Origin of the sequence: Aquipseudomonas guryensis (assembly GCF_014164785.1) — a bacterium.
GTDB lineage: Bacteria > Pseudomonadota > Gammaproteobacteria > Pseudomonadales > Pseudomonadaceae > Aquipseudomonas > Aquipseudomonas guryensis.
The window spans coordinates 110,364-132,394 of the sequence record NZ_JACJFN010000004.1 but is presented as its reverse complement, the minus strand read 5'-3'; the positions used below and the strand labels follow the sequence as shown (position 1 = coordinate 132,394).

Annotated in this window: 21 protein-coding genes; 6 read left to right on the top strand and 15 right to left on the bottom strand. The window is 64.3% G+C overall.

Going from position 1 to position 22,031, the window contains the following annotated elements:
• Positions 1 to 99: 99 nt before the first annotated feature.
• Positions 100 to 693 carry an eCIS core domain-containing protein gene (locus H3H45_RS15785; protein WP_182835003.1) on the top strand — a complete coding sequence of 198 codons (594 nt, stop codon included), beginning with the start codon at positions 100 to 102 and terminating at the stop codon, positions 691 to 693.
• A 201-nt stretch (positions 694 to 894) separates the two neighbouring features.
• On the opposite strand, the gene H3H45_RS15780 is transcribed toward H3H45_RS15785, so the two are convergent.
• The 5 genes from H3H45_RS15780 to H3H45_RS15760 all read right to left on the bottom strand — a co-directional run bounded on the left by H3H45_RS15780 (position 895) and on the right by H3H45_RS15760 (position 3,768).
• Complete coding sequence (locus H3H45_RS15780) at positions 895 to 1,869, bottom strand: diguanylate cyclase (protein WP_182834676.1); 975 nt, start codon at positions 1,867 to 1,869, stop codon at positions 895 to 897.
• Between the two features lie 46 nt (positions 1,870 to 1,915).
• On the bottom strand, positions 1,916 to 2,329 hold the full coding sequence (gene arfB / locus H3H45_RS15775; RefSeq protein WP_182834675.1) for an alternative ribosome rescue aminoacyl-tRNA hydrolase ArfB: 414 nt from the start codon (positions 2,327 to 2,329) through the stop codon (positions 1,916 to 1,918).
• Positions 2,330 to 2,368: 39 nt separating this feature from the next.
• The gene (locus tag H3H45_RS15770) at positions 2,369 to 2,797 is read right to left on the bottom strand and encodes an acyl-CoA thioesterase (RefSeq protein WP_182834674.1); all 429 of its coding nucleotides are present in this window, start codon (positions 2,795 to 2,797) and stop codon (positions 2,369 to 2,371) included.
• Between the two features lie 121 nt (positions 2,798 to 2,918).
• Positions 2,919 to 3,335 carry a VOC family protein gene (locus H3H45_RS15765; protein ID WP_182834673.1) on the bottom strand — a complete coding sequence of 139 codons (417 nt, stop codon included), beginning with the start codon at positions 3,333 to 3,335 and terminating at the stop codon, positions 2,919 to 2,921.
• Positions 3,336 to 3,345: 10 nt separating this feature from the next.
• Entirely contained in the window at positions 3,346 to 3,768 is a 423-nt protein-coding gene (locus tag H3H45_RS15760; protein ID WP_182834672.1) for a YciI family protein, read from the bottom strand.
• A gap of 178 nt (positions 3,769 to 3,946) precedes the next feature.
• Here H3H45_RS15760 and H3H45_RS15755 point away from each other — a divergent pair, with 178 nt between their 5' ends.
• Positions 3,947 to 4,990: a metal-dependent hydrolase gene (locus H3H45_RS15755; protein ID WP_182834671.1), complete on the top strand. Its 1,044-nt coding sequence runs from the start codon at positions 3,947 to 3,949 to the stop codon at positions 4,988 to 4,990.
• 60 nt (positions 4,991 to 5,050) lie between these two features.
• Positions 5,051 to 6,658 (top strand): methyl-accepting chemotaxis protein, encoded by a 1,608-nt coding sequence (locus H3H45_RS15750; RefSeq protein ID WP_182834670.1) that lies wholly within the window; start codon positions 5,051 to 5,053, stop codon positions 6,656 to 6,658.
• Positions 6,659 to 6,966: 308 nt separating this feature from the next.
• Here the strand turns inward: H3H45_RS15750 and H3H45_RS15745 are convergent, their stop codons facing one another.
• The 10 genes from H3H45_RS15745 to H3H45_RS15700 all read right to left on the bottom strand — a co-directional run bounded on the left by H3H45_RS15745 (position 6,967) and on the right by H3H45_RS15700 (position 17,983).
• Positions 6,967 to 8,376, bottom strand: a complete 1,410-nt coding sequence (locus H3H45_RS15745) for an amino acid permease (protein ID WP_182835002.1) — start codon at positions 8,374 to 8,376, stop codon at positions 6,967 to 6,969.
• A gap of 272 nt (positions 8,377 to 8,648) precedes the next feature.
• Positions 8,649 to 10,067: an amino acid permease gene (locus H3H45_RS15740; RefSeq protein WP_182834669.1), complete on the bottom strand. Its 1,419-nt coding sequence runs from the start codon at positions 10,065 to 10,067 to the stop codon at positions 8,649 to 8,651.
• Positions 10,068 to 10,196: 129 nt separating this feature from the next.
• Positions 10,197 to 10,847, bottom strand: a complete 651-nt coding sequence (gene maiA, locus H3H45_RS15735) for a maleylacetoacetate isomerase (RefSeq protein WP_182834668.1) — start codon at positions 10,845 to 10,847, stop codon at positions 10,197 to 10,199.
• 90 nt (positions 10,848 to 10,937) lie between these two features.
• Positions 10,938 to 11,921, bottom strand: coding sequence for a fumarylacetoacetate hydrolase family protein (locus H3H45_RS15730; protein WP_182834667.1), 984 nt, complete (start codon positions 11,919 to 11,921; stop codon positions 10,938 to 10,940).
• Between the two features lie 76 nt (positions 11,922 to 11,997).
• Positions 11,998 to 13,137 carry a homogentisate 1,2-dioxygenase gene (locus tag H3H45_RS15725; protein ID WP_182834666.1) on the bottom strand — a complete coding sequence of 380 codons (1,140 nt, stop codon included), beginning with the start codon at positions 13,135 to 13,137 and terminating at the stop codon, positions 11,998 to 12,000.
• Positions 13,138 to 13,198: 61 nt separating this feature from the next.
• Positions 13,199 to 14,272, bottom strand: a complete 1,074-nt coding sequence (gene hppD / locus H3H45_RS15720) for a 4-hydroxyphenylpyruvate dioxygenase (protein WP_182834665.1) — start codon at positions 14,270 to 14,272, stop codon at positions 13,199 to 13,201.
• Positions 14,273 to 14,538: 266 nt separating this feature from the next.
• Complete coding sequence (locus H3H45_RS15715) at positions 14,539 to 15,048, bottom strand: DUF934 domain-containing protein (protein WP_182834664.1); 510 nt, start codon at positions 15,046 to 15,048, stop codon at positions 14,539 to 14,541.
• Positions 15,045 to 16,712 carry a nitrite/sulfite reductase gene (locus H3H45_RS15710; RefSeq protein ID WP_182834663.1) on the bottom strand — a complete coding sequence of 556 codons (1,668 nt, stop codon included), beginning with the start codon at positions 16,710 to 16,712 and terminating at the stop codon, positions 15,045 to 15,047. The genes H3H45_RS15715 and H3H45_RS15710 overlap by 4 nt, the downstream gene beginning before the upstream one ends.
• A gap of 160 nt (positions 16,713 to 16,872) precedes the next feature.
• Positions 16,873 to 17,550, bottom strand: coding sequence for a glutathione S-transferase family protein (locus tag H3H45_RS15705; RefSeq protein WP_182834662.1), 678 nt, complete (start codon positions 17,548 to 17,550; stop codon positions 16,873 to 16,875).
• A 10-nt stretch (positions 17,551 to 17,560) separates the two neighbouring features.
• A complete protein-coding gene (locus H3H45_RS15700) occupies positions 17,561 to 17,983 on the bottom strand; it encodes a DoxX family protein (RefSeq protein ID WP_182834661.1) in 423 nt (140 codons plus the stop codon).
• A 78-nt stretch (positions 17,984 to 18,061) separates the two neighbouring features.
• On the opposite strand from H3H45_RS15700, the gene H3H45_RS15695 reads away from it, so the two are divergent.
• The 3 genes from H3H45_RS15695 to mapR all read left to right on the top strand — a co-directional run bounded on the left by H3H45_RS15695 (position 18,062) and on the right by mapR (position 21,999).
• Positions 18,062 to 18,946: a LysR family transcriptional regulator gene (locus H3H45_RS15695; protein ID WP_182834660.1), complete on the top strand. Its 885-nt coding sequence runs from the start codon at positions 18,062 to 18,064 to the stop codon at positions 18,944 to 18,946.
• Positions 18,947 to 19,111: 165 nt separating this feature from the next.
• Positions 19,112 to 20,527: a cytochrome c oxidase accessory protein CcoG gene (gene ccoG, locus H3H45_RS15690; protein ID WP_182834659.1), complete on the top strand. Its 1,416-nt coding sequence runs from the start codon at positions 19,112 to 19,114 to the stop codon at positions 20,525 to 20,527.
• A gap of 62 nt (positions 20,528 to 20,589) precedes the next feature.
• Complete coding sequence (mapR, locus tag H3H45_RS15685) at positions 20,590 to 21,999, top strand: GntR family transcriptional regulator MpaR (protein ID WP_182835001.1); 1,410 nt, start codon at positions 20,590 to 20,592, stop codon at positions 21,997 to 21,999.
• The last annotated feature ends 32 nt before the right edge of the window (positions 22,000 to 22,031 follow it).

The following is a 22,031-nucleotide window of genomic DNA, read 5'->3' as shown; positions in this document are numbered from 1 at the left end:
TGTAGCCACTGTCCAAGCCCGGCACGGCATTGCTCCAGGTCGCGCTTATCCTCGTTACTGCTTCGGGAGACTGCCTTGCCTGCTGTTTTTTCACGTCGCATCTTTCGCCTGAGCGCACTGCTTGGCGGACTCGGCCTGGCCGCCTCGGTGCTGGCCTGCCCGAGCGGGCAGCAGCAGGTCTGCGCTGTGGTGTGCTTCTGTGCGCCGATCAGCCAGGCGGACATTGAGGTGCTCTACGAAGACGTCAGCCAGATGGCCGCCTCGGGCCTGGAGCAATGGCTGCTGCAGTCACGCGAGACAGCGGCAGCCAGCGGCACCCTGCCCATTCCCTTGCATATCCGCGCTCAGCTGGAGCCCTACTACGACATCGGCGTACTCGACGCGGCGCGCTACAAAGTGGGTGACGGCGAAACCCTGGGCGCCGCCAATACCATGCTGCAGAACCCCGATGTGCAGGCGGTGACGCTGATCGACATCATCGTTTTCCGTAACGCAGCAGACGCCCAGGACAACGTCGCGCTCTGGGCCCACGAGCTGTTGCACGTGCAGCAGTACCAGCAATGGGGCGTGCGCGAATTCACCCGCCGCTACACCCGCGACCACGACGCCATCGAAGCCCCCGCCTACAAGCTGCAGATCGAAGTCGCCCGCGCCCTGCGCGCCCAGGTGGCACAGAGCGGGCCGGCGCGCTAGCCGCCTGCTTCCCGGATTGCATCAGGGCTACGGAGCCCCACTCTGACTCGCGAGACTTTCAGAACCTGCTTACGATCTTTTGGACTAAAGCCAGACAAGGCAAAAACAGTCGAGGAAGCGGAGTTTACGAGCTGTAAATGAGCATTCCGAGGCTGTTTTTAACGCCGTATGGCCGACGGCCAGGAGATCGTAAACAGGTTCTCAGGCCTGGCAGGCGTCCGCTTCGCCACCACCGCAGTGGCCATACTGCAGGCGGTCGCGGCCCTGCTGTTTGGCCTGGTAAAGCAGACGATCCACCGCCTCGATAAAGGCCAGGGGCGTGTCATGCGCCTCCGGGATGATGGTGCCGACGCCCAGGCTGACGGTCACCAGCTGTGCCACGTTGGACTGTTCGTGGCTGATCTGTTCCTTGCGCACCAGCTTGCGACAGCGCTCAGCGATCTTCTGCGCCGACTCGCCGTCGGTCTCCGGCAGCACCAGCACGAACTCCTCGCCACCGAAGCGTGCCACACAGTCGCGCGGGCGCGCCGCGGCGCCCTGCAGGGCCTGGCCGATGCGCTTGAGACAGTCATCGCCGCGGATATGCCCGTAGTGGTCGTTGAACTGCTTGAAGAAGTCGATATCCAGCAGGATCAGCGACAGCGGCCGGCGGGTGCGCTGGGCGTTGCCCCATTCGATGTCGAGGATCGAGTCGAACATGCGCCGGTTGTTGATACCAGTCAGGCCGTCCTTGTAGGAGTACTCCTCCAACTGTCGCTGCAGTGCCAGCAGTTGCTCCTCGGTCTTCTTGCGCTCGCTGATGTCGAACATGAAGCCGACCAGTGCCTCGGTCTCGCCGTTGGCGTCACGCATTACGTGCACCACATCGCGGATCCACACGTAGTCGCCATTTTTGGTCAGCGCCCGGTAGTCGGCCTCGTGGTCGATGCCGCACTGCGACTGGGCGATGCAGAAGTTCACCACCCGTTCGCGATCCTCTTCATGGATGCGCTCGGCCCAGTCGTTGGCGCTGATCCAGCTCTGCTGCGTCCAGCCCAGCAACGGCTCGATCTGCGGGCCGATGTAGGCGAAGGTCATGCTTTTCCAGTCGATCTTCCAGGGAATCGCCTTGGTCGACTCGAGCAGGGTCTTGTAGACGGCGTGATCCGCGTCGGCTGGCAATATGGGGTCGAGCATGGCGGCATTCCTCAAGGCTATGCCGCAGAAATTATGCCGGGTGGCCTCAGAAGTCCACCTTGCCGCGCCCGGCCTTGATCGCCCCGCGCTTGTTCTTGCCTTCCAGACGGCGCTTCTTCGAGCCCAGGGTGGGTTTGGTCGGACGGCGCGCCTTCTCGGTCTTGCCGGCACTGCGGATCAGCTCGGCCAGGCGTTCCAGGGCATCGGCGCGGTTCTGCTCCTGGGTGCGGTACTGCTGGGCCTTGATGATCACCACGCCCTCGGCGGTGATGCGGCTGTCGCGCAGCTCCAGCAGGCGTTCCTTGTAGAAAGGCGGCAGCGACGAGGCCTGGCTGTCGAAGCGCAGGTGTACGGCGCTGGACACCTTGTTGACGTTCTGTCCGCCGGCGCCCTGGGCACGGATGGCGGTCAGCTCGACTTCATCGTCAGGCAGGTGAACGCTGTTGGAAATCACCAGCATGGAAGCGGGCGCCGCGAGGGATGAGCGCGCAGCATAGCGTCAAAGCCAGCGAAAGTCCTCGCTACGCTCGGCCGCTTCCATGGCCGACTTGAGCGCCGGCGGCGGCACGCTGACGCGGCGCGTGTCCAGGCTGAACCAGGCACCGCTGGTGGTCAGGCGGGCACACAGCTCGCCCTTGGCGTTGCTCACCTCGCTGAGCATGGTGAACTTGCTGCCGTCCTCGGACAGCGCACCGACCTGGACAGATACGCTGAAGGGCTGCAGCAGGCGCAGCTCCTTGCGGTACTCGATGCGGTCCTCGAACACTACCGGGCCTATCCTCGCCTCGGCGAAGGCCTGCGGGGTGAAGCCGGCGCCGGCCAGGAACAGGAAACGGGCCTGGGCGGCGTAGTCCTGGTAGCGTGAGTTCTTCAGGTGGGCATTGGAGTCCAGGTCGGCCCAGGTGACCTGGAAATCGAAGCGGGTCATGGCGCGGCTCCTCGTGGCAGCTGGAACAAGCCTAGGCGCCGCGATCTCCTGGCGAAAGCAGCAGATGCGTTGCAAAAAAGCAGCGCAGACGCGCCGGGACGGCAAGCCGCCCCGCCTCGTTTCAGAGCTGGCAGTCGCCGCTGCAGTTGACCATCCAGGGCACACCAAAGCGGTCAGTGAGCATGGCGAAGCCCTCGGCCCAGAAGGTGCGCTGCAGCGGCATCTGCACCTGGCCGCCGGCGGACAAGGCCTGGAACAGGTGCTCAGCCTGTGCCATGTCGTCCGCCTGCAGGGACATGTGGCAGCCCTTGATACCCTCGTAGGGTTGGCCCGGCATGGTGTCGGATCCCATCAACAGCTGGCCGTCGCGATTGAGGCAGGCGTGCAGGGTGCGGTCGCGGTGCTCGGGTGGGATCTCGCCGCACTCCGGACTATCAGCAAAATCCATCACCTGCAGCTCGCCGCCGATGACCTCGGCATAGAAGCGGAAGGCCTCGGCGCACTGGCCGTCGAAAATCAGGTAGGCATGAATGTTCATCTCGCGCTCCTCAACTCTTGCCCATCTGCACCCGCAGACGCTCTTCCTGCTCACGCAGCTCGGGCGTGAACTCGGCGCCGAAGTCCTCGGCCTCGAAGATCTGCCGGATTTCGATTTCCGAATCGCCAGGCATCGGGTTGGGACAGCGCTTGACCCATTCGATACAGGCCTGCAGCGACTCCACTTCCCACAGCCAGAAGCCGGCGATCAGCTCCTTGGTTTCCATGAACGGGCCATCGACCACGCTGCGCTGGCTGCCGGAGAACTTCACCCGCACCCCTTTGCTGCTCGGATGCAGGCCCTCGCCGGCCTGCATCACCCCTGCCGCCACCAGTTCCTCGTTGTATTGGCCCATGGCTGCCAGCAGTTCCTCGCTGGGCATCACACCGGCTTCCGAGTCCGCAGTTGCCTTGACTATCACCATGAATCGCATCGTTCATTCTCCTTGTTGGTCATTAAAGAAACCGGGATGTGCCACGGTTCTAGCCAGTAGTCGAACCGCGCTCAGGCAAATCGACAGGCTGCTGAAACTTTTAGTCGGAATTTCTGCGCTGCCAGGCATGCAACTCGGCGGTAAGTTAAGCAGCTGATTTTTTCCAAGGGATAACAGCATGGATTCGCTTACCCAGGCAGTACTCGGCGCCAGTATCCAGGGCGCATTGCTCGGCCGCTGGCAAGGCCGCCGCGCACTGCTGTACGGCGCGATACTCGGCACCCTGCCGGATCTCGATGTACTGATCGACTACGGCGACGCCGTGGCCGACATGACCTATCACCGCGGCTTCAGCCATTCGCTGCTGGTGCTCAGCGCCCTGGCCCTGCTGATTACCCTGGTCGCCCGACGTCTACAGCCCAACCCCGGTTACTCGGCGCGCAGGCTGTTCCTGACCATCTGGCTGGTGTTGATCACCCACCCCTTGCTGGATGCCTTCACCAGCTACGGCACCCAGCTACTCTGGCCACTGACCACACCACCGGTAGCCTGGTCTTCGGTATTCATCATCGATCCGCTGTACACCCTGCCCTTGCTGGTGGCGGTGATCGCCGGACTGCTGCGTGGGTTGCGCGAGCGACCGCAGTGGCTGGCCATTTCTGCCCTGGGCGTGTCCAGCCTGTACCTGGTCTTCACCGTGGCCGGCAAGTGGATGGCCGAGCAGAAGGTCGAACAGGTTTTGGCCCAGCGCGGCATCCAGGCCGAGCAGCTGTTCAGCACGCCAACGCCATTCAATAGCCTGCTCTGGCGGGTCATCGTGATCGACGGGGAGCACTACCACGAAGCCCTGGTCGGCTGGCTAGACGACAAACCGCCACAACTGGAACGTATCCCCCGTGGTACGGCGCTGGCCAAGCCGCTGCAGCATTCGCCCCAGCATGCACGCCTGGCCTGGTTCACCCACGATGTGCTGCGCTACGACCAGATTGGTGAGCAGCTGATCGTCACCGACCTGCGCCTGGGCATGACCGGCTTTCACCCGTTCCGCTTCATCTTCGCCGAGCGCCGCGATGGTCGCTGGCAGCCGCTGGCCAATGTCGAGCGCCTGGCCTTTTCGCGTGGCCAACCGGAACACCTGCTGGTGCTCTGGCAACGCATCTGGAACGACCGCGAGCCAGTACAACTACTGAGCTGGGCCAACGCCCTACAGGGAAAACCCTGAGCTCAGGCGCTCTCGTTCTGGACTAGGCTTGACGGAAAGCCGACACCGGAGAGCGCCATCATGAACATCCGCCAGAAAATGATCGCCTGTGGCGCCATCAGCGTGATTGCCGCCGCCCTGCTCGGCGGCATCGGCTTCTGGGGCCAGACCCAGCTGGCTGCCTCGCTGGCCGAGAACGAGCTGAGCGTCAGCGCCCTGCGCAACCACCTGGAAGGCGACATGATGCATGACGCCCTGCGCGCCGATGTGCTCGCCGCCTTCTATATCGAGCCTGGCGACAGTGCGGCGGCCGAGCAGGTGCGCACGGACCTGCGCGAGCACAGCCAGTGGTTCCAGCGCACCCTGGCAGATAACGCCAAGTTGCCGCTGAGCGAGAACATCCGCCAGGCCATCGCCGAATCGCAGCCGGCCCTCACCGACTACATCGCCCAGGCCGAGCGCATCGTCGCCCTGGCCCTGACCGACCCGCAGGCCGCGCGCAGCGAAATGGCCGCGTTCGACCAGAGTTTCGGCGTGCTGGAAGAGAAGAATGAAGCCCTATCTGGACTGATCGAAGACCACGCCGCGCAGACCCGCAGCGACAGCGAAGGCGCCGTGCGCCAGGCGGCCTGGCTGCTGATCGGCGGCATCCTGGTGGTCTGCTGCCTGCTCTGCCTGCTCACCACCCAGCTGATGAAGGCCGTACTGCGGCCCCTGGAAAAGACTATCAAGGTGGCCAGGGCCATCGCCCAGGGCAATCTGCGCAGCGTGATCCATATCGACAGCAACGACGAAGCCGGCCAGTTGCAGCAGGCCCTGGCCGACATGCAGGGCAACCTGCGGCAGATGATCGACAGCATCCGTCACGAGGGCGAAGCCCTGCAGCACACCGCGCAGAACCTCAACGGCGCGTCGCAAAGCATCGTCAAGAGCGCCAGCGAGGAATCGGACAGCGCCACGAGCATGGCCGCGGCCATGGAACAGATGATCCACAACATCGACCAGATTGCCGGCCATGCGCGCAGTGCCCAGGCCATTTCCGCGCAATCGGAACAGCTCGCCAGCAACGGCGGCCAGGTGATCCTGGGCGTGGTCGACGGCATGAGCCGGATCGCCGAGGCGGTCAACGAATCGTCCAGCACCATCACCGCCCTGGGCCAGTCCTCCGAGGAAATCCACTCGATCATCCAGGTGATCAAGAGCATCGCCGAACAGACCAACCTGCTCGCCCTCAACGCCGCCATCGAGGCCGCGCGCGCTGGCGAGGCCGGGCGTGGCTTTGCCGTGGTCGCCGACGAGGTACGCAACCTGGCGGCACGCACGGCGCAGTCGACCCAGGAAATCACCGGCATGATCGAACGCATCCGCAGCAGCACCGAGCAGGCGGTGAGCAGCATGCAGACGGGCGTGGAGCGAGTGAACGATGGCGTGGCCCTGGCCCGCCAGGCCGGCGAGTCTATCAACGAGATCCGTGGCGGCGCCCACCGCGCAGCCGAGATGGTGGAAGAGATTTCCCACACCATCAGCGAGCAGAGCAAGGCCAGCAGCGAAGTGGCTCAGCGCGTCGAACATATCGCACAGATGTCACAGAGCAACACCCGCACCGTGCACGAACTGGCCGATGCGGCGCAGAGCCTGGATCGCGTGGCGCGCAGCATGCAGAGCTCGGTACTGCAGTTTCAGACCTAGTTCCTTGGCTCGCCGGTCTGAGTCGCAAGGCTGCACTTAAGCGCTTGCTCCCCTCTCCCGTTTACGGGAGAGGGGACTACCCGTGTTGCCAGAAAGTCATTATCCCAGTGTATAGCCGCTGCATGTGCCACAAGAAAAAGCGCCGCTCTCCAGTTCGCGAGAAGAGCTCGCTCCTACAGTCGTAGCACGGATGCAATCCGGGGAACAGGCAGCCCCGCTCCCGGATTGCATCCGGGCTACAACGGCTAGCTCCTTGGCCCACGCAGAAAAAGCCCGGCCTGAGCCGGGCTTTTTCATGCCTGCGGATTTCAGCGGTGGCTGATCTCGGCACTCGGGCTAACCGCCGCCAGCTTGATGCGGTAGCAGACCCAGATGAATAGCACCCACACCGGCATCGCGTACACCGACACCTGAATCCCCGGAATCATCAGCATCACGCCGAGGATGAACAGCACGAAAGCCAGGCAAATGTAGTTGCTCAACGGGAACCAGAAGGCCTTGAAACTCGGCTCCACGCCCTTGGCCTGCATGGCCTTCCGGAACTTGATGTGAGTCAGGCTGATCATCGCCCAGTTTATCACCAGGGAGGCCACCACCAGCGACATCAGCAGCTCCAGCGCGCCCTTCGGCGCCAGGTAGTTGACCACCACGCAGAGCAGGGTCACCGCCGCCGAAATCCCGATGGCCAGTACCGGCACGCCGCGGCTGTTGACCTTCATCAGCGCCTTGGGCGCATCGCCCTGCTCGGCCAGGCCGTAGAGCATGCGGCTGTTGCAGTACACGCCGCTGTTGTAGACCGACAGCGCGGCGGTCAGCACGACGAAGTTGAGGATGTGCGCGGCGGTATCACTGCCGATCAGCGAGAAGATCTGCACAAACGGGCTGCTGCCATAGGCATCGCCGCCGGCGGTGAGGGTCTGCACCAGGCTGTCCCAGGGGTACAGCGAGAGCAGCACGGTCAGCGCACCGATGTAGAAGATCAGGATGCGGTAGACCACCTGGTTGATCGCCTTGGGGATCACCGTTTTCGGTTGATCCGCTTCAGCGGCGGTGATGCCGACCAGCTCCAGGCCGCCGAAGCTGAACATGATGATCGCCATCATCATCACCAGGCCCATGACGCCATTGGGGAAGAAGCCGCCATGGCTCCACAGGTTAGTGATGCTCGCCTGCTCGCCGCCAGCACCGCTGAACAGCAGGTAGCAACCGAGCAGGATCATGCCGATGATCGCCACCACCTTGATGATGGCGAACCAGAACTCGGTTTCACCGAAGGCTTTGACGTTGACCAGGTTGATCGCGTTGATCAGCACGAAGAACGCCGCCGCCGTGGCCCAGGTAGGAATCCCCGGGTACCAGTACTGCACGTACTTGCCCACCGCGGTGAGCTCGGCCATGCCCACCAGCACGTAGAGCACCCAGTAGTTCCAGCCGGAGAGGAAGCCGGCGAACGGCCCCCAGTAGCTGTGGGCGAAGTGGCTGAAGGAACCGGCTACCGGCTCTTCGACGATCATCTCGCCGAGCTGGCGCATGATCAGGAAAGCGATGAAGCCGCCGATTGCATAGCCGAGGATCATCGATGGCCCGGCGCTCTGCAGCACCCCGGCCGAGCCGAGGAACAGGCCGGTGCCGATGGCGCCACCGAGGGCGATCAGCTGGATATGGCGATTTTTCAGGCCGCGCTTGAGTGGGCCGGCGTGCAGATGTTCGGACATCAGCGGGCGCTCCGGAACGGGAAGCGGGAAGGACGAATGCGTGGCATGGGCTCACCTGTCGGTCAATTCCGTGACGGAAACCCGCGGGACTCGTGATCCTGCGGAATGCTCGCGGCTATTGGCCAGGGGATGCCAGGGCGGCATCCAGTCACGGAAACGCCGGGCAGTATATACAGCCCGGCAATTCCTCGGCCAGCCGGGCGACAGGTGCCCACCCGGCTGCTCTTGCCCCCTCTCCCGTTCACGGGAGAGGGTAAAACGAGCAGGTACGGACCTCAGCCCACCTCGTAACCGGCAGCATTGCGCGCCGGTGCATCCTGCCTGGCCAGCTTCAGCCGGTAGCAGCCCCACATCAGCAGCAGCCATACCGGGATGGCGTAGACCGACACCTGGATGCCCGGGATCAGCAGCATCACGCCGAGGATGAACAGCACGAAGGCCAGGCACAGGTAGTTGCCGAAGGGGAACCAGAAGGCGCGGAAACTGCTGCGCACACCCTGGCCATCCTGGTGGCGGCGGAACTTCAGGTGCGAGTAGCTGATCATCGCCCAGTTGATCACCAGCGCCGCCACCACCAGCGACATCAGCAGCTCCAGGGCATTGTGCGGCATCAGGTAGTTGACCAGCACGGCCAGCACGGTGACCAGCGCCGAGACCACCAGGGCGCGCACCGGCACGCCGCGCTTGTCTACCTTGGCCAGCACCCTGGGCGCATCGCCCTGCTCGGCCAGGCCCACCAGCATGCGGCCATTGCAGTAGGTGCCGCTGTTGTAGACCGACAGTGCGGCGGTGAGCACCACGAAGTTGAGGATATGCGCCGCGGTGTCGCTGCCGATCAGGGCGAAGATCTTCACGAACGGGCTGCCGCTGTAGGGGTCGCCGGCGCTGCTGATGCTCTGCAGCAGGGCATCCCAGGGGCTCAGCGAGAGCAGCACCAGCAGGGCGCCGACGTAGAAGATCAGGATGCGCCAGATCACCTGGTTGATCGCCTTGGGGATCACCTGCTTCGGCTTCTCCGCTTCCGCCGCGGTGAAACCAAGCATCTCCAGGCCGCCGAAGCTGAACATGATGAAGGCCATGGCCATCACCAGGCCCGAGATGCCATTGGGGAAGAAGCCGCCGTGGTTCCACAGGTTGGCCACGGTTGCCTGCTCGCCGCCGGAGCCGCTGAACAGCAGCCAGCAACCGAGCACGATCATGCCGACGATGGCCACCACCTTGATCATCGCGAACCAGAACTCGGCTTCGCCGAACAGCTTGACGTTGGCCAGGTTGACCGCGTTGACCACCAGGAAGAACACCGCCGCGGTGGCCCAGGTCGGCACCTCCGGCCACCAGAAGTGGATGTACTTGCCGACCGCGGTCAGCTCCGACATGCCCACCAGGATGTACAGCACCCAGCAGTTCCAGCCAGACAGGAAGCCGGCGAAACCGCCCCAGTACTTGTGCGCGAAGTGGCTGAAGGAACCGGCGACCGGCTCCTCGACGATCATCTCGCCGAGCTGGCGCATGATCAGGAAGGCGATGAAGCCGCAGATGGCATAGCCGAGGATCATCGACGGCCCGGCGGACTTGAGCACCCCGGCGGAGCCGAGGAACAGGCCGGTGCCGATGGCGCCGCCGAGGGCGATCAGCTGGATGTGGCGATTCTTCAGGCCGCGCTGCAGCGTGCCCGAGGACTTGTGGTCAGTCATCGTTACGTCACCTTTTGTTTTTGTCTGTGACGGGGATCGAACCCGCCGCGCTTGTGGCACGGCGGAGCTAGGCAAGACATTGGTCTTCCCCTCTCCCGATCGGGGAGAAGGTCAGGCAGAGGGTTAACCCTACTGTGCGTCGGGCTGCACCTCCGGAGCGGCGTTCTTGAACGCTTCGAGCACTTCGCAGCGCGCCGCGATAGCGAGGATGCGCGGATAGCCGTTGAGGTCACACTCGAAGCGCCGTGCGTTGTACAGCTGCGGAATCAGGCAGGCCTCCAGGTAGCCGGGGCGTTCGCCCAGCGACAGGCGCCCATCGAATACAGCCAGGCCCTGCTCCACCGCCGCCAGGCCCTTGTCGACCCAGTGGCGGTACCAGGTGCTCTTCGCCTCATCGGAAGCACCCAGCTCAGTGGACAGGTACTGCAGCACGCGAAGGTTGTTCAGCGGATGGATGTCGCAGGCGATATGCAGGGCCAGGGCGCGCACCTGGGCGCGCTGGGCCGGGTCGGCTGGCAGCAGCGTCGGCACCGGGAACACCTCGTCGAGGTATTCGAGAATGGCCAGCGACTGGGCGATGCGTACCCCGTCATTGTCCTCATCCACCAGCAGCGGCAGCAGACCCTGCGGATTCAGCGCCAGGTAGTCGGCGGAGTGCTGCTGGCCGCCGTCCTTGACCAGGTGCACCGGCACCTGCTGATAGGCCAGACCTTTAAGGTTGAGGGCAATACGCACCCGGTAGGCGGCGCTGGAGCGCCAGTAGGAATAAATAGTCAGCATGCCAAACCTCCCTGTAGGAGCCAGCTTGCTGGCGATATGTTTGCAAACGTCGGATCGCCAGCAAGCTGGCTCCTACACATGCGGTATCCATCAGCGCTCATAGCGCTCCACCGCCTGGTCGATGGCGCCGAAGATGCTGTGGCCGGCGGCGTCGAACATCTCGATGCGCACCCGGTCGCCGAACTTGAGGAACGGCGTCTTGGCTTCGCCGCTCTCGACGATCTCCAGCATGCGTTTCTCCGCCAGGCAGGACGAGCCGGCGCTGCGGTCGTAGTTCGACACAGTGCCCGAGCCGATAATGCTGCCGCTGCCCAGCGGGCGGGTCTTGGCGGCATGGGCGACCAGGGTCGGGAAGTTGAAGGTCATGTCCACGCCGGCATCGGGCTGGCCGAACAGCGCGCCGTTGATGTGCGAGACCAGCGGGCGATGCACCTTGCCGTCTTTCCAGGCGTCACCCAGCTCGTCCGGGGTCACCGCTACCGGCGAGAAGCTCGACGATGGCTTGCTCTGGTAGAAGCCGAAACCCTTGGCCAGCTCGCCAGGGATCAGGTTGCGCAGCGACACGTCGTTGACCAGCATCAGCAGCTGGATATGCTCCGCCGCCTCGGCCGCAGTGGCGCCCATCGGCACGTCGTCGGTAATCACCGCCAGCTCGGCTTCCAGGTCGATACCCCAGGCCTCGTCGGCCATCAGGATCGGGCTGTGCGGCGGGATGAAGCTGTCGGCGCCGCCCTGGTACATCAGCGGGTCATGCCAGAAAGATTCCGGCATCTCGGCGCCACGCGCCTTGCGTACCAGCTCGACGTGGTTGACGTAGGCACTGCCGTCGGCCCAGTGAAAGGCGCGCGGCAGCGGGCTGTGGCAATCGGCCTGGTCGAAATAGAAGGCATCCGGTTCCAGGCCATCGTTGAGGCGCTGGTAGGTCGCCTCCAGGTGCGGGCGCTTGATCGCCCAGTCGTCCAGGGCGGCCTGCAGGGTGGCGGCGATCTGCGGCACCTTGACCGCGCGAGTCAGGTCGCGGGATACGACGACGAGTACACCGTCGCGGCCTTGATTGAGTGATGCGAGTTTCATTTTCTCTACCTATTCGTCTGTTCACACGCTGGCTGTTCTCCCCTCTCCCATGAATGGGAGAGGGAGCTGTTCTGCGTCAGCCTGGTTTCCCCGGCGCACGCCAGGAGTTCACGTATTCGGGCACGTCCACGCCGGCAGCGGCCTCGGCCACTTCCAGGGCGCGGCGGGTGTCGATCATCACCGCCACTTCCTCGGCGAAGGTCGCCGGGTCTTCCTGGGCCTTCTTCAGCGCCTTCGGATGCGGGCCGTGGGGGAAGCCGCAGGGGTGGAAGGTGACCATCCCGGCCTCGATGTTGTCGCGGCTGAAGAAATTGCCGCGGTGGTAGAACAGCACCTCGTCGTAGTCGTCGTTGTTGTGGAAGAACGGCACTTTCAGCGCGCCCGGATCGGACTCGATCGGCCGCGGGGTGAAGGTGCAGACGACGAAGCCATTGGCGACGAAGGTGGTATGCGCCGACGGCGGCAGGTGGTAGCGGTGGCTCATCAGCGGGCGGATATCGCGCCAGTTGAGGCGCACCACGGTGTTGTCGCCGTGCCAGCCGACGACATCCAGCGGGTTGTATGGATAGGTCACGGTAGTGATCTGGTCGCGCCGCTTGATGCGGATCTGCCAGGGGTTTTCGTCCTGCTGGGCCTTGAAGGCGGCGTCCAGCTTCGGATGGTCGAGCACCGCCGGGTCGAAGATCGCCTGGGCGCCGAGCAGGCCCTTGTCCGGCAACTGGTAGGCGCCGTCGGTGTTCTCGATCAGCAGGAAGTGGCTCGGCGCCGTCGGTTCGATGCGCCAGGCGGTGCCGCGCGGGATCACCAGGTAATCGCCGTCGCGGTATTGCAGGTGGCCGAAGTCGCAGTAGAAATGCCCGGCGCCGTCATGCACGAACAGCAACTCGTCGCCGTCGCTGTTGCGCACCAGGTGGCGCATGGCGCCGTGAGTCTTCCACACGCGCAGTTTGACGTCGGCGTTGTGCAGGGTCAGCGGCGCCTGCAGCGGGCAGTCGCGCTCGCTGGCGATCTGGTTGAAGTTGAAGGCGTGCGGGCGCAGCGGTCCCTCCCAGTCGACCCAGCCGGTCGGCGGGTGCTTGTGGTGCAGGTGAGTCACCGGGCCGAAGAAGCCCTCGCGGCCCATCTCGCGCTCGTAGGTGCCCTGTGGGAAGTCGCAGTGCGCCTGGCGTGAGCACTCGCCTTCACGCAGGGGAAAACTGATCCAGTTACGGCTCATCGCGAAGCTCCAGGTAGGGTGCGCGGTGCGCACCACAAGGGTCTGAACAAGGCGCTCATCCTCAGATCACGCCACGGCGCAGCTGGTCTTCCTCGATGGACTCGAACAGCGCCTTGAAGTTGCCTTCGCCGAAGCCCTGGTTGCCCTTGCGCTGGATGATCTCGAAGAAGATCGGTCCGATCACCGTGTGGGTGAAGATCTGCAGCAGGATGCCGTCGTCACCGGGCGCTCCATCGATCAGGATGTTCAGCTCGCGCAGCACATCAGTCGGCTCGCCATGCCCGGCCACGCGGGTGTCGACCTTGGCGTAGTAGGTGTCCGGAGTGCTGAGGAATTCCACGCCGTTGGCGCGCAGCTGACGCACGGTGGCGTAGATGTCGTCGGTGGAGAGGGCGATGTGCTGGATGCCTTCGCCGTGGTACTCACGGATGAATTCCTCGATCTGTGACTTGTCGTCGGCCGACTCGTTGATCGGAATGCGGATCTTGCCGCACGGCGCGGTCATGGCGCGCGACAGCAGGCCGGTGAGCTTGCCTTCGATGTCGAAGTAGCGGATCTCGCGGAAGTTGGCGATACGCTCGTAGAAGCCGGACCAGACGTCCATCTGCCCGCGTTTGACGTTGTGGGTCAGGTGATCGAGGGTCTGCAGGCCGACTGCGTTGTCGTTCGGCGTGCGGCCTTCGATGTACTCGAAGTCGACGTCGTAGATGGTCTTGTCGCCATAACGGTCGACCAGGTACAGCAGGGAGCCGCCGATGCCCTCGACGCAAGGGATATTCAGCTCGCCGAAGTTGGCATGGCTGCCGACCAGTTTGGCGCCCTGGGCCTCGACATAGGCCGCGGCCTGGGCCGCGTTCTTCACCCGGAAAGCCATCGCGCAAGCGCTGGGCCCGTGCTTGAGGCCGAACTCGCGGACATGCCCGGTGGGGCTGCCGTTGAGGACGAAATTGATGTCGTTCTGCTGGAACAGCCAGACCTGCTTGGAACGGTGCTTGGCGGTTTCGGTGAAGCCCATGGCGGTGAACAGCTGGCGCAGCTGCTCGATGCCTTCCGGCGTCGGGGCGGTGTATTCGACGAATTCGAAACCGTCGGTACCAATGGGGTTGTGCTGCTCGATCATGGCCACGGCGTTCATCCGGCCTCCTCGTTGTTGTTGTAGGCATGCGCCCTGCCCTGACGGCAGCGCGCTGTGGATAGCCTCATAACAACCCGCAGCACGGGGACGAACAAGCCGGCCTGCGACACTGCGACAGCCCCTGCACTCGACTGATCGGCAGGTTTTCCTTACACCCCCGAGATCAGCGGAATAGACCACCGCAACGGCCGGCTACGCGTAACGTTTTCTTGCCAATGCGGTTCAGGAAACTGCCAGGTAGCACTCGCCGATTGCCCCGAGGTGCTTCAGCGCCGGCGAAACAGCGGCCGCGGCTCAATCACCGAGCGGCCGTACTGCACGCTCATGCCGGCCAGGCCCTTGAGCGCGTCCTCTGCCGACTTGTCGCCACGCACGGCAAAGCTGTCGAAACCGCACTGACGCATATGGCTGAGCTGGTCGCGCAGCACATCACCCACCGCACGCAACTCGCCACACCAGCCCAAGCGTGTACGCAGCAGGTAGGCCTGGCTGTAGCCGCGACCGTCGCGGAAGGTGGGGAAATCCACGGCAATCAGCGGCAGCGCCGGCAGGCAGATGGCCAGGCTTTCCACCTCATCGTCCGGGGCCAGCCACAAGCCATCGCGACTGGGTTGGCGCCCAGTCAACACCGCGTCGCTCTGCCGTTCGCGCCACTGCGCCAGGGGCAGAATCAAACGAGCGTTGCCTGGCACATCCTCGTCCTGTCGCACCAGTTGCCAGGGATCCTCATCAACCAGCCGCGCCGCGCCATCCACCAGCCTGATCAGGTTGTTCATGCCGGCACCTCCTGCTGGCGGTAGACCCGCTGTTTGAATGGCTCCAGGCCGATACGCGCCACACAGTCGACAAATGGCTCGTCCAGCGCGCGCTGCTGCAGGTAGACCTCAATCAGGTTCTCGATCACCTGCGGCACCTCGTCGGCGCCAAACGCCGGACCGATCACCTTGCCCAGCGCCGCGCCGTGACCCTGGGCGCCGCCGAGGGTGATCTGGTACCACTCGCTGCCATTCTTATCCACGCCGAGGATGCCGATGTTGCCGATATGGTGATGGCCGCAGGCGTTCATGCAGCCGGAGATGTTCAGGCTTAGCTCACCGATATCGTGCAGGTAGTCGAGGTCATCGAAGCGCTGCTGGATGGCCTGGGCGATGGGGATCGACTTGGCGTTGGCCAGCGAGCAGTAGTCACCGCCCGGGCAGGCGATGATGTCGCTGAGCAGGCCGATGTTCGGCGTGGCCAAGCCCGCCGCCGTGGCCAACTGCCAGAGGTGGTACAGATCGGTTTGGCGCACATCCGGCAGTATCAGATTCTGCTCATGGGCCACACGAATTTCGCCAAAACCAAAGGCCTCGGCCCAGTCGGCCACCGCCTCCATCTGCGCGGCGGTGATATCGCCCGGCGGCAAGGCCGCGCCCGGTTTGCTCGACAACACCACGCTGGCGTAGCCCGGCACCTTGTGCAGGCGCACGTTGCGCGACAGCCAGCGGGCGAAGTGCGGGTCATGCAACTGCTCGCCCGGCTGTACACCGCCATCGGCCAGCGCGGCGTAGGCCGGCGGCTGGAAGTGCGCAGCCACACGTTGGTACTCATCGATGGTCAACTCGGCCGGGCCATCCTTGATCGTCGCCCACTCCTCCTCCACCTCGCGGGCGAAGGCCTCGATGCCCAGGGCTTTGACCAGGATCTTGATGCGCGCCTTGTACTTGTTGTCGCGTCGACCATGGCGGTTGTACACCCGCAGGATGGCCTCGACATAACTCAGGGTATGGCGCCACGCCAGGCCCTCGCGAATTGGCACGCCGATAATTGGCGTGCGCCCCAGGCCGCCACCGACCAGCACACGCAGCAGCAGCTCGCCACTGGCGTCGCGGTACAGCTGCAAGCCGATATCGTGCACCTGCACCGCCGCGCGATCCTCGGCGGCGGCGCACAGGGCGATCTTGAACTTGCGCGGCAGAAAGAGGAATTCCGGGTTGACCGTCGACCACTGGCGGAGAATCTCTGCCAGCGGTCGCGGGTCGAGAATCTCGTCAGCAGCCACCCCGGCAAAGGCCTCGGTGGTGACATTGCGCACGCAGTTTCCGGAGGTCTGGATGGCATGCATCTCTACCGCCGCCAGCTGTTCGAGAATGTCCGGCACCTGTTCCAGTTCGATCCAGTTGAACTGGATATTCTGCCGGGTAGTCAGGTGGCCGTAGCCGCGATCATGCTCGCGGGCGATGCGCGCCAGGGTACGCAACTGCGTGGCCGACAGGGTGCCGTAGGGAATCGCCACGCGCAGCATGTAGGCGTGCTTCTGCAGGTACAGGCCGTTCTGCAGACGCAGGGGGAGGAACTCCTCTTCGCTCAGTTCGCCACTGATGCGGCGCTGCACCTGATCGCGAAACTGTGCAACCCGCTCGCGCACCAGCGCGTGGTCGTATTCGTCGTACTGGTACATCCCGCCACCTCATCCACCACCCGCCCTACGGGTTCAAGTGGGGCGACTATGGCGTGGCGGGACGCAAACAGAACAGACTCAGATTGGCGGCGAAAATACGGAGCAGATAGTGCAAGGGGCGAAGTGATCGGTTGGGACGCGTTGATTGATGTGGCACTCGTCATGGGGCTGCGCAGAGACGCAGGCGGTGCGACAGCGCGCTCTGGCGGGCCAGCAGAAACGCATGCAGCGCTGCCGGGTAACCCGGGCTGGCAGCGCCCGCCACCGAGGCCCGTGCGGCCAGCGCCTTGCGCCAGGCGCAGACGCGCGGCGTGTGCGCGAAGAACCCGAAGTCCTCGAACTGCTCGAAAATGTTGAAGTAGCGAAAGATCGGTCCGAAGACGGCATCCACCAGCGTGAAGCGCTCCCCGGCAAAGTACGGCCCAGCGCCCAGTTCGCCCTCGATCTGCGCGAACTTGGCACGGATATCCGAAGCCTTGGCCGAGAGCGCCGCCTCGTCGGCCGCGTTGTAGAAGCCACTGATGGCGTTCAGCACTTGCGAGCCGAACTCCATCCAGCCGCGATGCCTGGCGCGCGCCAGGGGGTCGTGCGGGTGCAGCCGTGGAGAGGCGGTTTCCTCCAGGTACTCGCAGATCACCGCCGATTCGAAGATCGGCTGGCCGTTGACGAGCAGCACAGGGGTTTTGCCCAGAGGTGAAACCCTGAGAAACCATTCCGGCTTATGGGCCAGGTCAATATCGACGCGCTCGAAAGCCACGCCCTTTTCCAAGAGCACGATCGCAGCACGCTGCACATAGGGGCACAGCGGGTGGCTGACCAGAATGAGGTTGGCAGTCACGGATATCTCCTTAAGCAGCGGGAACGAAGCGCTTGCTGCGCCGGACGGCCAGCGCGCCGTCACCGAGCAGCCACAGGGCAATGGAGGCCAGGGTGAGGAATACTGGATACTCCCAGCCCCCGCCGGCACTGGTGTGTAGCCAGCCGTTGGGCAGATGCACCCAGGCGGCGGCTGCCATCACAGGAGCCAGGGCCAGCGCCACTTGCCGGGCATAGATGCCGACCACCAGCGCCAGTCCGCCCAGCAGCTCGGCGGCGCATACCGGGTAGGCCAGGAAGCCCGGGAACCCCACGCTGGTGAAGAACGCAGAGGTGCCCGGCAGCGTGAAGACAAACAGCTTCACCAGCGCATGGGCCATCCACATCACACCGAGACTGATGCGCAGGAGGGTAATGCCATAGGGCAAGCTGCCTGTGTCATGAGTCGAGTTCATTGCACTTCTCCATTGAGTGGACGAGAGTGGCAATGTAGGTTTGCATATTTGAAATAAAAATAGGCGCATCTACAAACCATGATTGCATCAACGCAATACAAGCTGAGTGCGGCCGACCTGGAGACGGTGCTGGCCCTGGTGCGCTCTGGCACCCTGGCCGAGGCAGGCGAGCGGCTGGCGGTGGATGCTTCCACGGTGTTCCGCTCGCTGCAGCGTATCGAGCGGGGTCTCGGGCAGTTGCTGTTCACCCGGTCACGGGCGGGGTACCAAGCCTCGGAGCTGGCGCAGTCACTGGCCGAGCATGCTGAACGGCTGGAGGCCGCGCTCGAAGCGGCGCGCTCAGCCGCGCAGCTGCGGGCCGAAGAGGTGTCCGGCACTGTGCGTATCACTACGACCGATACCATCCTGCATGGCTTGGTCGCGCCAGCGCTCAACGAGCTTCGGACACGGCACCCGCTGCTGGGCTTTGAATTGCACACCGGCAATGAGCTGGCCAGCCTGACACGCCGCGATGCAGACATTGCCGTGCGCGCCACCAAGCGGCCACCGCAGCACCTGGTAGGCAAACATCTAGGTCCCATCCGGGTGGCGCTGTTCGCCGCGAAGCAGGGTGACCTCACGGGCTACACCGATGTCGAGGCAGGCCAGGTGCCCTGGGTAGCGCCGGACGACGCGCTGCCCGAACACCCGTCGGTCCTCTGGCGCAAAAAACATTTCCCCAAGGTCGCGCCCACTTACCGGGTCAACAGCATCCTGACGGTGATGGAGTTGATCGGCCTGGGCCTAGGCGTAGGGATCGTTCCCCTTTTCCTGGCGAAGTCGCAGCCGAACCTGGTGCAGTTGACGGAGGTGCTCGACGAGTGTCAGACGGAGCTGTGGCTGCTGACTCATCCGGAGTCCCGGCACCTGCGCCGCGTGTCGACCGTCTATGGGCACCTCTCCCAGGCACTCTCGCTGGACTGATCAACGCCGGATGAAGGAGGCACTGCGAGTCAGAAAGCTATCGGGGACAGAGCCGATAGTGACGCCCATCTGATCCGCTTTTTATCGTCCAACCTGAATCTGTTATGTAAGCGCTGACGCGCCGACCATTGCCTCATCTTGGAAAAGCTTGATGAGGCACCTGTCATGAGCGAACGCATCCCCGCGCGGATCGTTGAAACCATCGACGTCACCCAGCCTGTGCGGCTGACGCCATCCCAGGCCGGCGGGCCGATCCATACCCGCAGTTTTAGCGGACGTTTCCGTAACCTGCGCCTGTACGGCGCCGGCCTGTTGTTCCTGATCTTCTTCGGCACCGCCTGGCTCGACTGGGACGGGCGCCAGGCCGTGCTGTGGAACCTGGCCGAGCACCGCTACTACATCTTCGGCGCGACCTTCTGGCCGCAGGATTTCATCCTGCTCTCGGCGCTGCTGATCATTGCCGCCTTCGGCCTGTTCACCGCCACGGTGGTGGCTGGGCGCATCTGGTGCGGTTACACCTGCCCGCAGAGCGTGTGGACCTGGGTGTTCATGTGGGCGGAGAAAGTCACCGAGGGCGAACGCCACCAGCGGGTCAAGCTGGATGCCGCGCCCTGGTCGCTGGGCAAGCTGGCTCGGCGCACGGCCAAGCACGCCATCTGGCTGGCCGTGAGCCTGCTCACCGCGCTGACTTTCATCGGCTACTTCACGCCGATACGTGAGCTGAGCGCAGAGTTGTTCAGCCTGCAACTGGATGGCGCCACGCTGTTCTGGGTGCTGTTCTTCAGCGCCGCCACCTACCTCAACGCCGGCTGGCTGCGTGAGAAGGTTTGCGTGCACATGTGCCCCTACTCGCGCTTCCAGAGCGCCATGTTCGACCAGGACACCCTGCTGGTGGCCTATGACGCGAGCCGCGGTGAAGGCCGTGGCCCGCGCCGCAAAGACAGCGACTATAAGGCCGAGGGCCTGGGTGACTGCATCGACTGCCAGATGTGCGTGCAGGTCTGTCCGACCGGCATCGACATCCGCGATGGCCTGCAGATCGACTGCATCGGCTGCGCCGCCTGTATCGACGCTTGTGACTCGATCATGGACAAGATGGGCTATGCCAAGGGCCTGGTCGGCTACCGTTCCGAGCGTGAATTGCAGGGCGGCCAGACCCACTGGCTGCGCCCGCGTCTGCTTGGCTACGGCGTGGCCCTGGCACTGATGATCGGCGCCTTCGCCTGGGCCCTGGAAGCACGCTCGCTGGTGTCCATCGACGCCGCCAAGGACCGCAGCATGTACCGCGAGAACGCCGCCGGACAGATCGAGAACACCTACCGCCTCAAGGTGATCAACAAGACTCAGCAGGCCCAGCGCTACCGCCTGGCCCTGGTCGACAGCCCCGGCCTGCGCCTGGATGCCCCCCGGCAATTGCTACTGGCCCCGGGGGAAATCCTCGACGTACCGGTGACTCTGGTGCAGCTCGCCGAGCAGGCTAGTGCGACGACCCTGCCGATCCGCTTCGAGGTCAGCAACCTGGCCGACGCCCGTGAAAGCGCGCAGACCCAGAGCATGTTTATCGCCCCGGCCAGGCGTTGACGAGCATGCGCCGGCAACTCGCCGTAGACTGTGGCCCACCACTGGCCGCAGTCACGGACACGATGAAGCGCTACGAGAAATTCGCCGACCAGATAGCCGAGCTGATCCGTTCCGGGATGCTCGCGCCTGGCGAGAAGGTGCCCTCTGTGCGCCACGCCAGCCGCACCTATGGGGTCAGCCCGTCCACCGTGTTCCAGGCTTATTACCTGCTGGAAGACCGCGGGCTGATCCAGGCGCGAGCGCGCTCCGGCTATTTCGTCCGTGAACTGGCGCGGCATTCCCTGGCCGAGCCGGAGACCAGCGCGCAGGCGGCGCAGACCACCGAGGTCGATGTCAGCGAGCTGGTGTTCTCCGTGCTCGGCTCGCTGAAAGACCCGCACACCGTGCCCTTCGGCTCGGCCTTCCCCAGCCCGCAGCTGTTCCCCCTGCAACGCCTGGCGCGCTCCATGGCCCACGCCCTGCGCGACATGCCAGCGCATGCGGTGATCTCCGACATGACCAGCGGCAACCCCGACCTGCGCCGACAGATCGCCTTGCGCTACATGGTCGCCGGCGTGCGCCTGCCACTCGACGAACTGGTGATCACTAACGGCGCCCTGGAAGCGCTCAACCTGTGCCTGCAGACGGTAACCAGCCCCGGCGATCTGGTGGCTATCGAGGCGCCGGCCTTCTACGCCACCCTGCAGGTGCTGGAACGGCTCAAGCTCAAGGCCGTGGAGATCCCGGTCAACCCGCGCGAAGGCATCGACCTGGAGGTGCTGGCCGAGCGCTTGACTGATCTGCCGATCAAGGCCTGCTGGTTCATGAGCAGCCTGCAGAACCCGCTGGGCGCGAGCATGAGTGATGGCAAGAAGCAGGCGCTGTATGCACTGTTGCAGCAGCATCAGCTGCCGCTGATCGAGGACGACGTGTACGCCGAGCTGTACTACGGCGCGCAGCCGCCCAAGCCGGTGAAGAGTTTCGACACGGACGGCCTGGTGATGCACTGCGGCTCGTTCTCCAAGAGCCTGGCGCCGGGCTACCGGGTCGGCTGGGTGGCCGGCGGCCGTTATGCCGAGCAGATCAGCCGGCTCAAGCTGATGACCACCATCTCGCCTTCGGTGCCGGCCCAGGCGGCGATTGCCGACTACCTGCAACACGGCGGCTACGACCGCCACCTGCGCAAGCTGCGCCATGCCCTGGAAACCCAGCAAGGGGCGATGCTCGCCTCTGCTGCCCGGCACTTCCCGGCCGGTACGCGGGTAACGCGACCCAGCGGCGGCTACTTCCTCTGGTTCGAATTTCCCGAATCGGTCGATTCGCTGCAGCTGTTCCAGCTCGCCCTGGCCCAGGGCATCAGCCTGGCACCGGGGCCGATCTTTTCCGCCACCCGGCGTTTTCGCAACTGCGCGCGGCTCAACCACGGCCATCCCTGGGATGCGCAGAGCGAGCAGGCAATGGAACTCCTCGGACGAATTCTGGCCTCATTTTGAGCGCGCGAACTGATCAGCGCAGCAAGTGTGCC

Bases quoted from the DNA above. Each gene is read 5' to 3' on its own strand.
- H3H45_RS15780 (WP_182834676.1), bottom strand. From the start codon at position 1,869: ATGCTCGACCCCATATTGCCAGCCGACGCGGATCACGCCGTCTACAAG.
- arfB (WP_182834675.1), bottom strand. From the start codon at position 2,329: ATGCTGGTGATTTCCAACAGCGTTCACCTGCCTGACGATGAAGTCGAG.
- H3H45_RS15770 (WP_182834674.1), bottom strand. From the start codon at position 2,797: ATGACCCGCTTCGATTTCCAGGTCACCTGGGCCGACCTGGACTCCAAT.
- H3H45_RS15765 (WP_182834673.1), bottom strand. From the start codon at position 3,335: ATGAACATTCATGCCTACCTGATTTTCGACGGCCAGTGCGCCGAGGCC.
- H3H45_RS15760 (WP_182834672.1), bottom strand. From the start codon at position 3,768: ATGCGATTCATGGTGATAGTCAAGGCAACTGCGGACTCGGAAGCCGGT.
- H3H45_RS15755 (WP_182834671.1), top strand. From the start codon at position 3,947: ATGGATTCGCTTACCCAGGCAGTACTCGGCGCCAGTATCCAGGGCGCA.
- H3H45_RS15750 (WP_182834670.1), top strand. From the start codon at position 5,051: ATGAACATCCGCCAGAAAATGATCGCCTGTGGCGCCATCAGCGTGATT.
- H3H45_RS15740 (WP_182834669.1), bottom strand. From the start codon at position 10,067: ATGACTGACCACAAGTCCTCGGGCACGCTGCAGCGCGGCCTGAAGAAT.
- maiA (WP_182834668.1), bottom strand. From the start codon at position 10,847: ATGCTGACTATTTATTCCTACTGGCGCTCCAGCGCCGCCTACCGGGTG.
- H3H45_RS15730 (WP_182834667.1), bottom strand. From the start codon at position 11,921: ATGAAACTCGCATCACTCAATCAAGGCCGCGACGGTGTACTCGTCGTC.
- H3H45_RS15725 (WP_182834666.1), bottom strand. From the start codon at position 13,137: ATGAGCCGTAACTGGATCAGTTTTCCCCTGCGTGAAGGCGAGTGCTCA.
- hppD (WP_182834665.1), bottom strand. From the start codon at position 14,272: ATGAACGCCGTGGCCATGATCGAGCAGCACAACCCCATTGGTACCGAC.
- H3H45_RS15715 (WP_182834664.1), bottom strand. From the start codon at position 15,048: ATGAACAACCTGATCAGGCTGGTGGATGGCGCGGCGCGGCTGGTTGAT.
- H3H45_RS15710 (WP_182834663.1), bottom strand. From the start codon at position 16,712: ATGTACCAGTACGACGAATACGACCACGCGCTGGTGCGCGAGCGGGTT.
- H3H45_RS15700 (WP_182834661.1), bottom strand. From the start codon at position 17,983: ATGAACTCGACTCATGACACAGGCAGCTTGCCCTATGGCATTACCCTC.
- H3H45_RS15695 (WP_182834660.1), top strand. From the start codon at position 18,062: ATGATTGCATCAACGCAATACAAGCTGAGTGCGGCCGACCTGGAGACG.
- ccoG (WP_182834659.1), top strand. From the start codon at position 19,112: ATGAGCGAACGCATCCCCGCGCGGATCGTTGAAACCATCGACGTCACC.
- mapR (WP_182835001.1), top strand. From the start codon at position 20,590: ATGAAGCGCTACGAGAAATTCGCCGACCAGATAGCCGAGCTGATCCGT.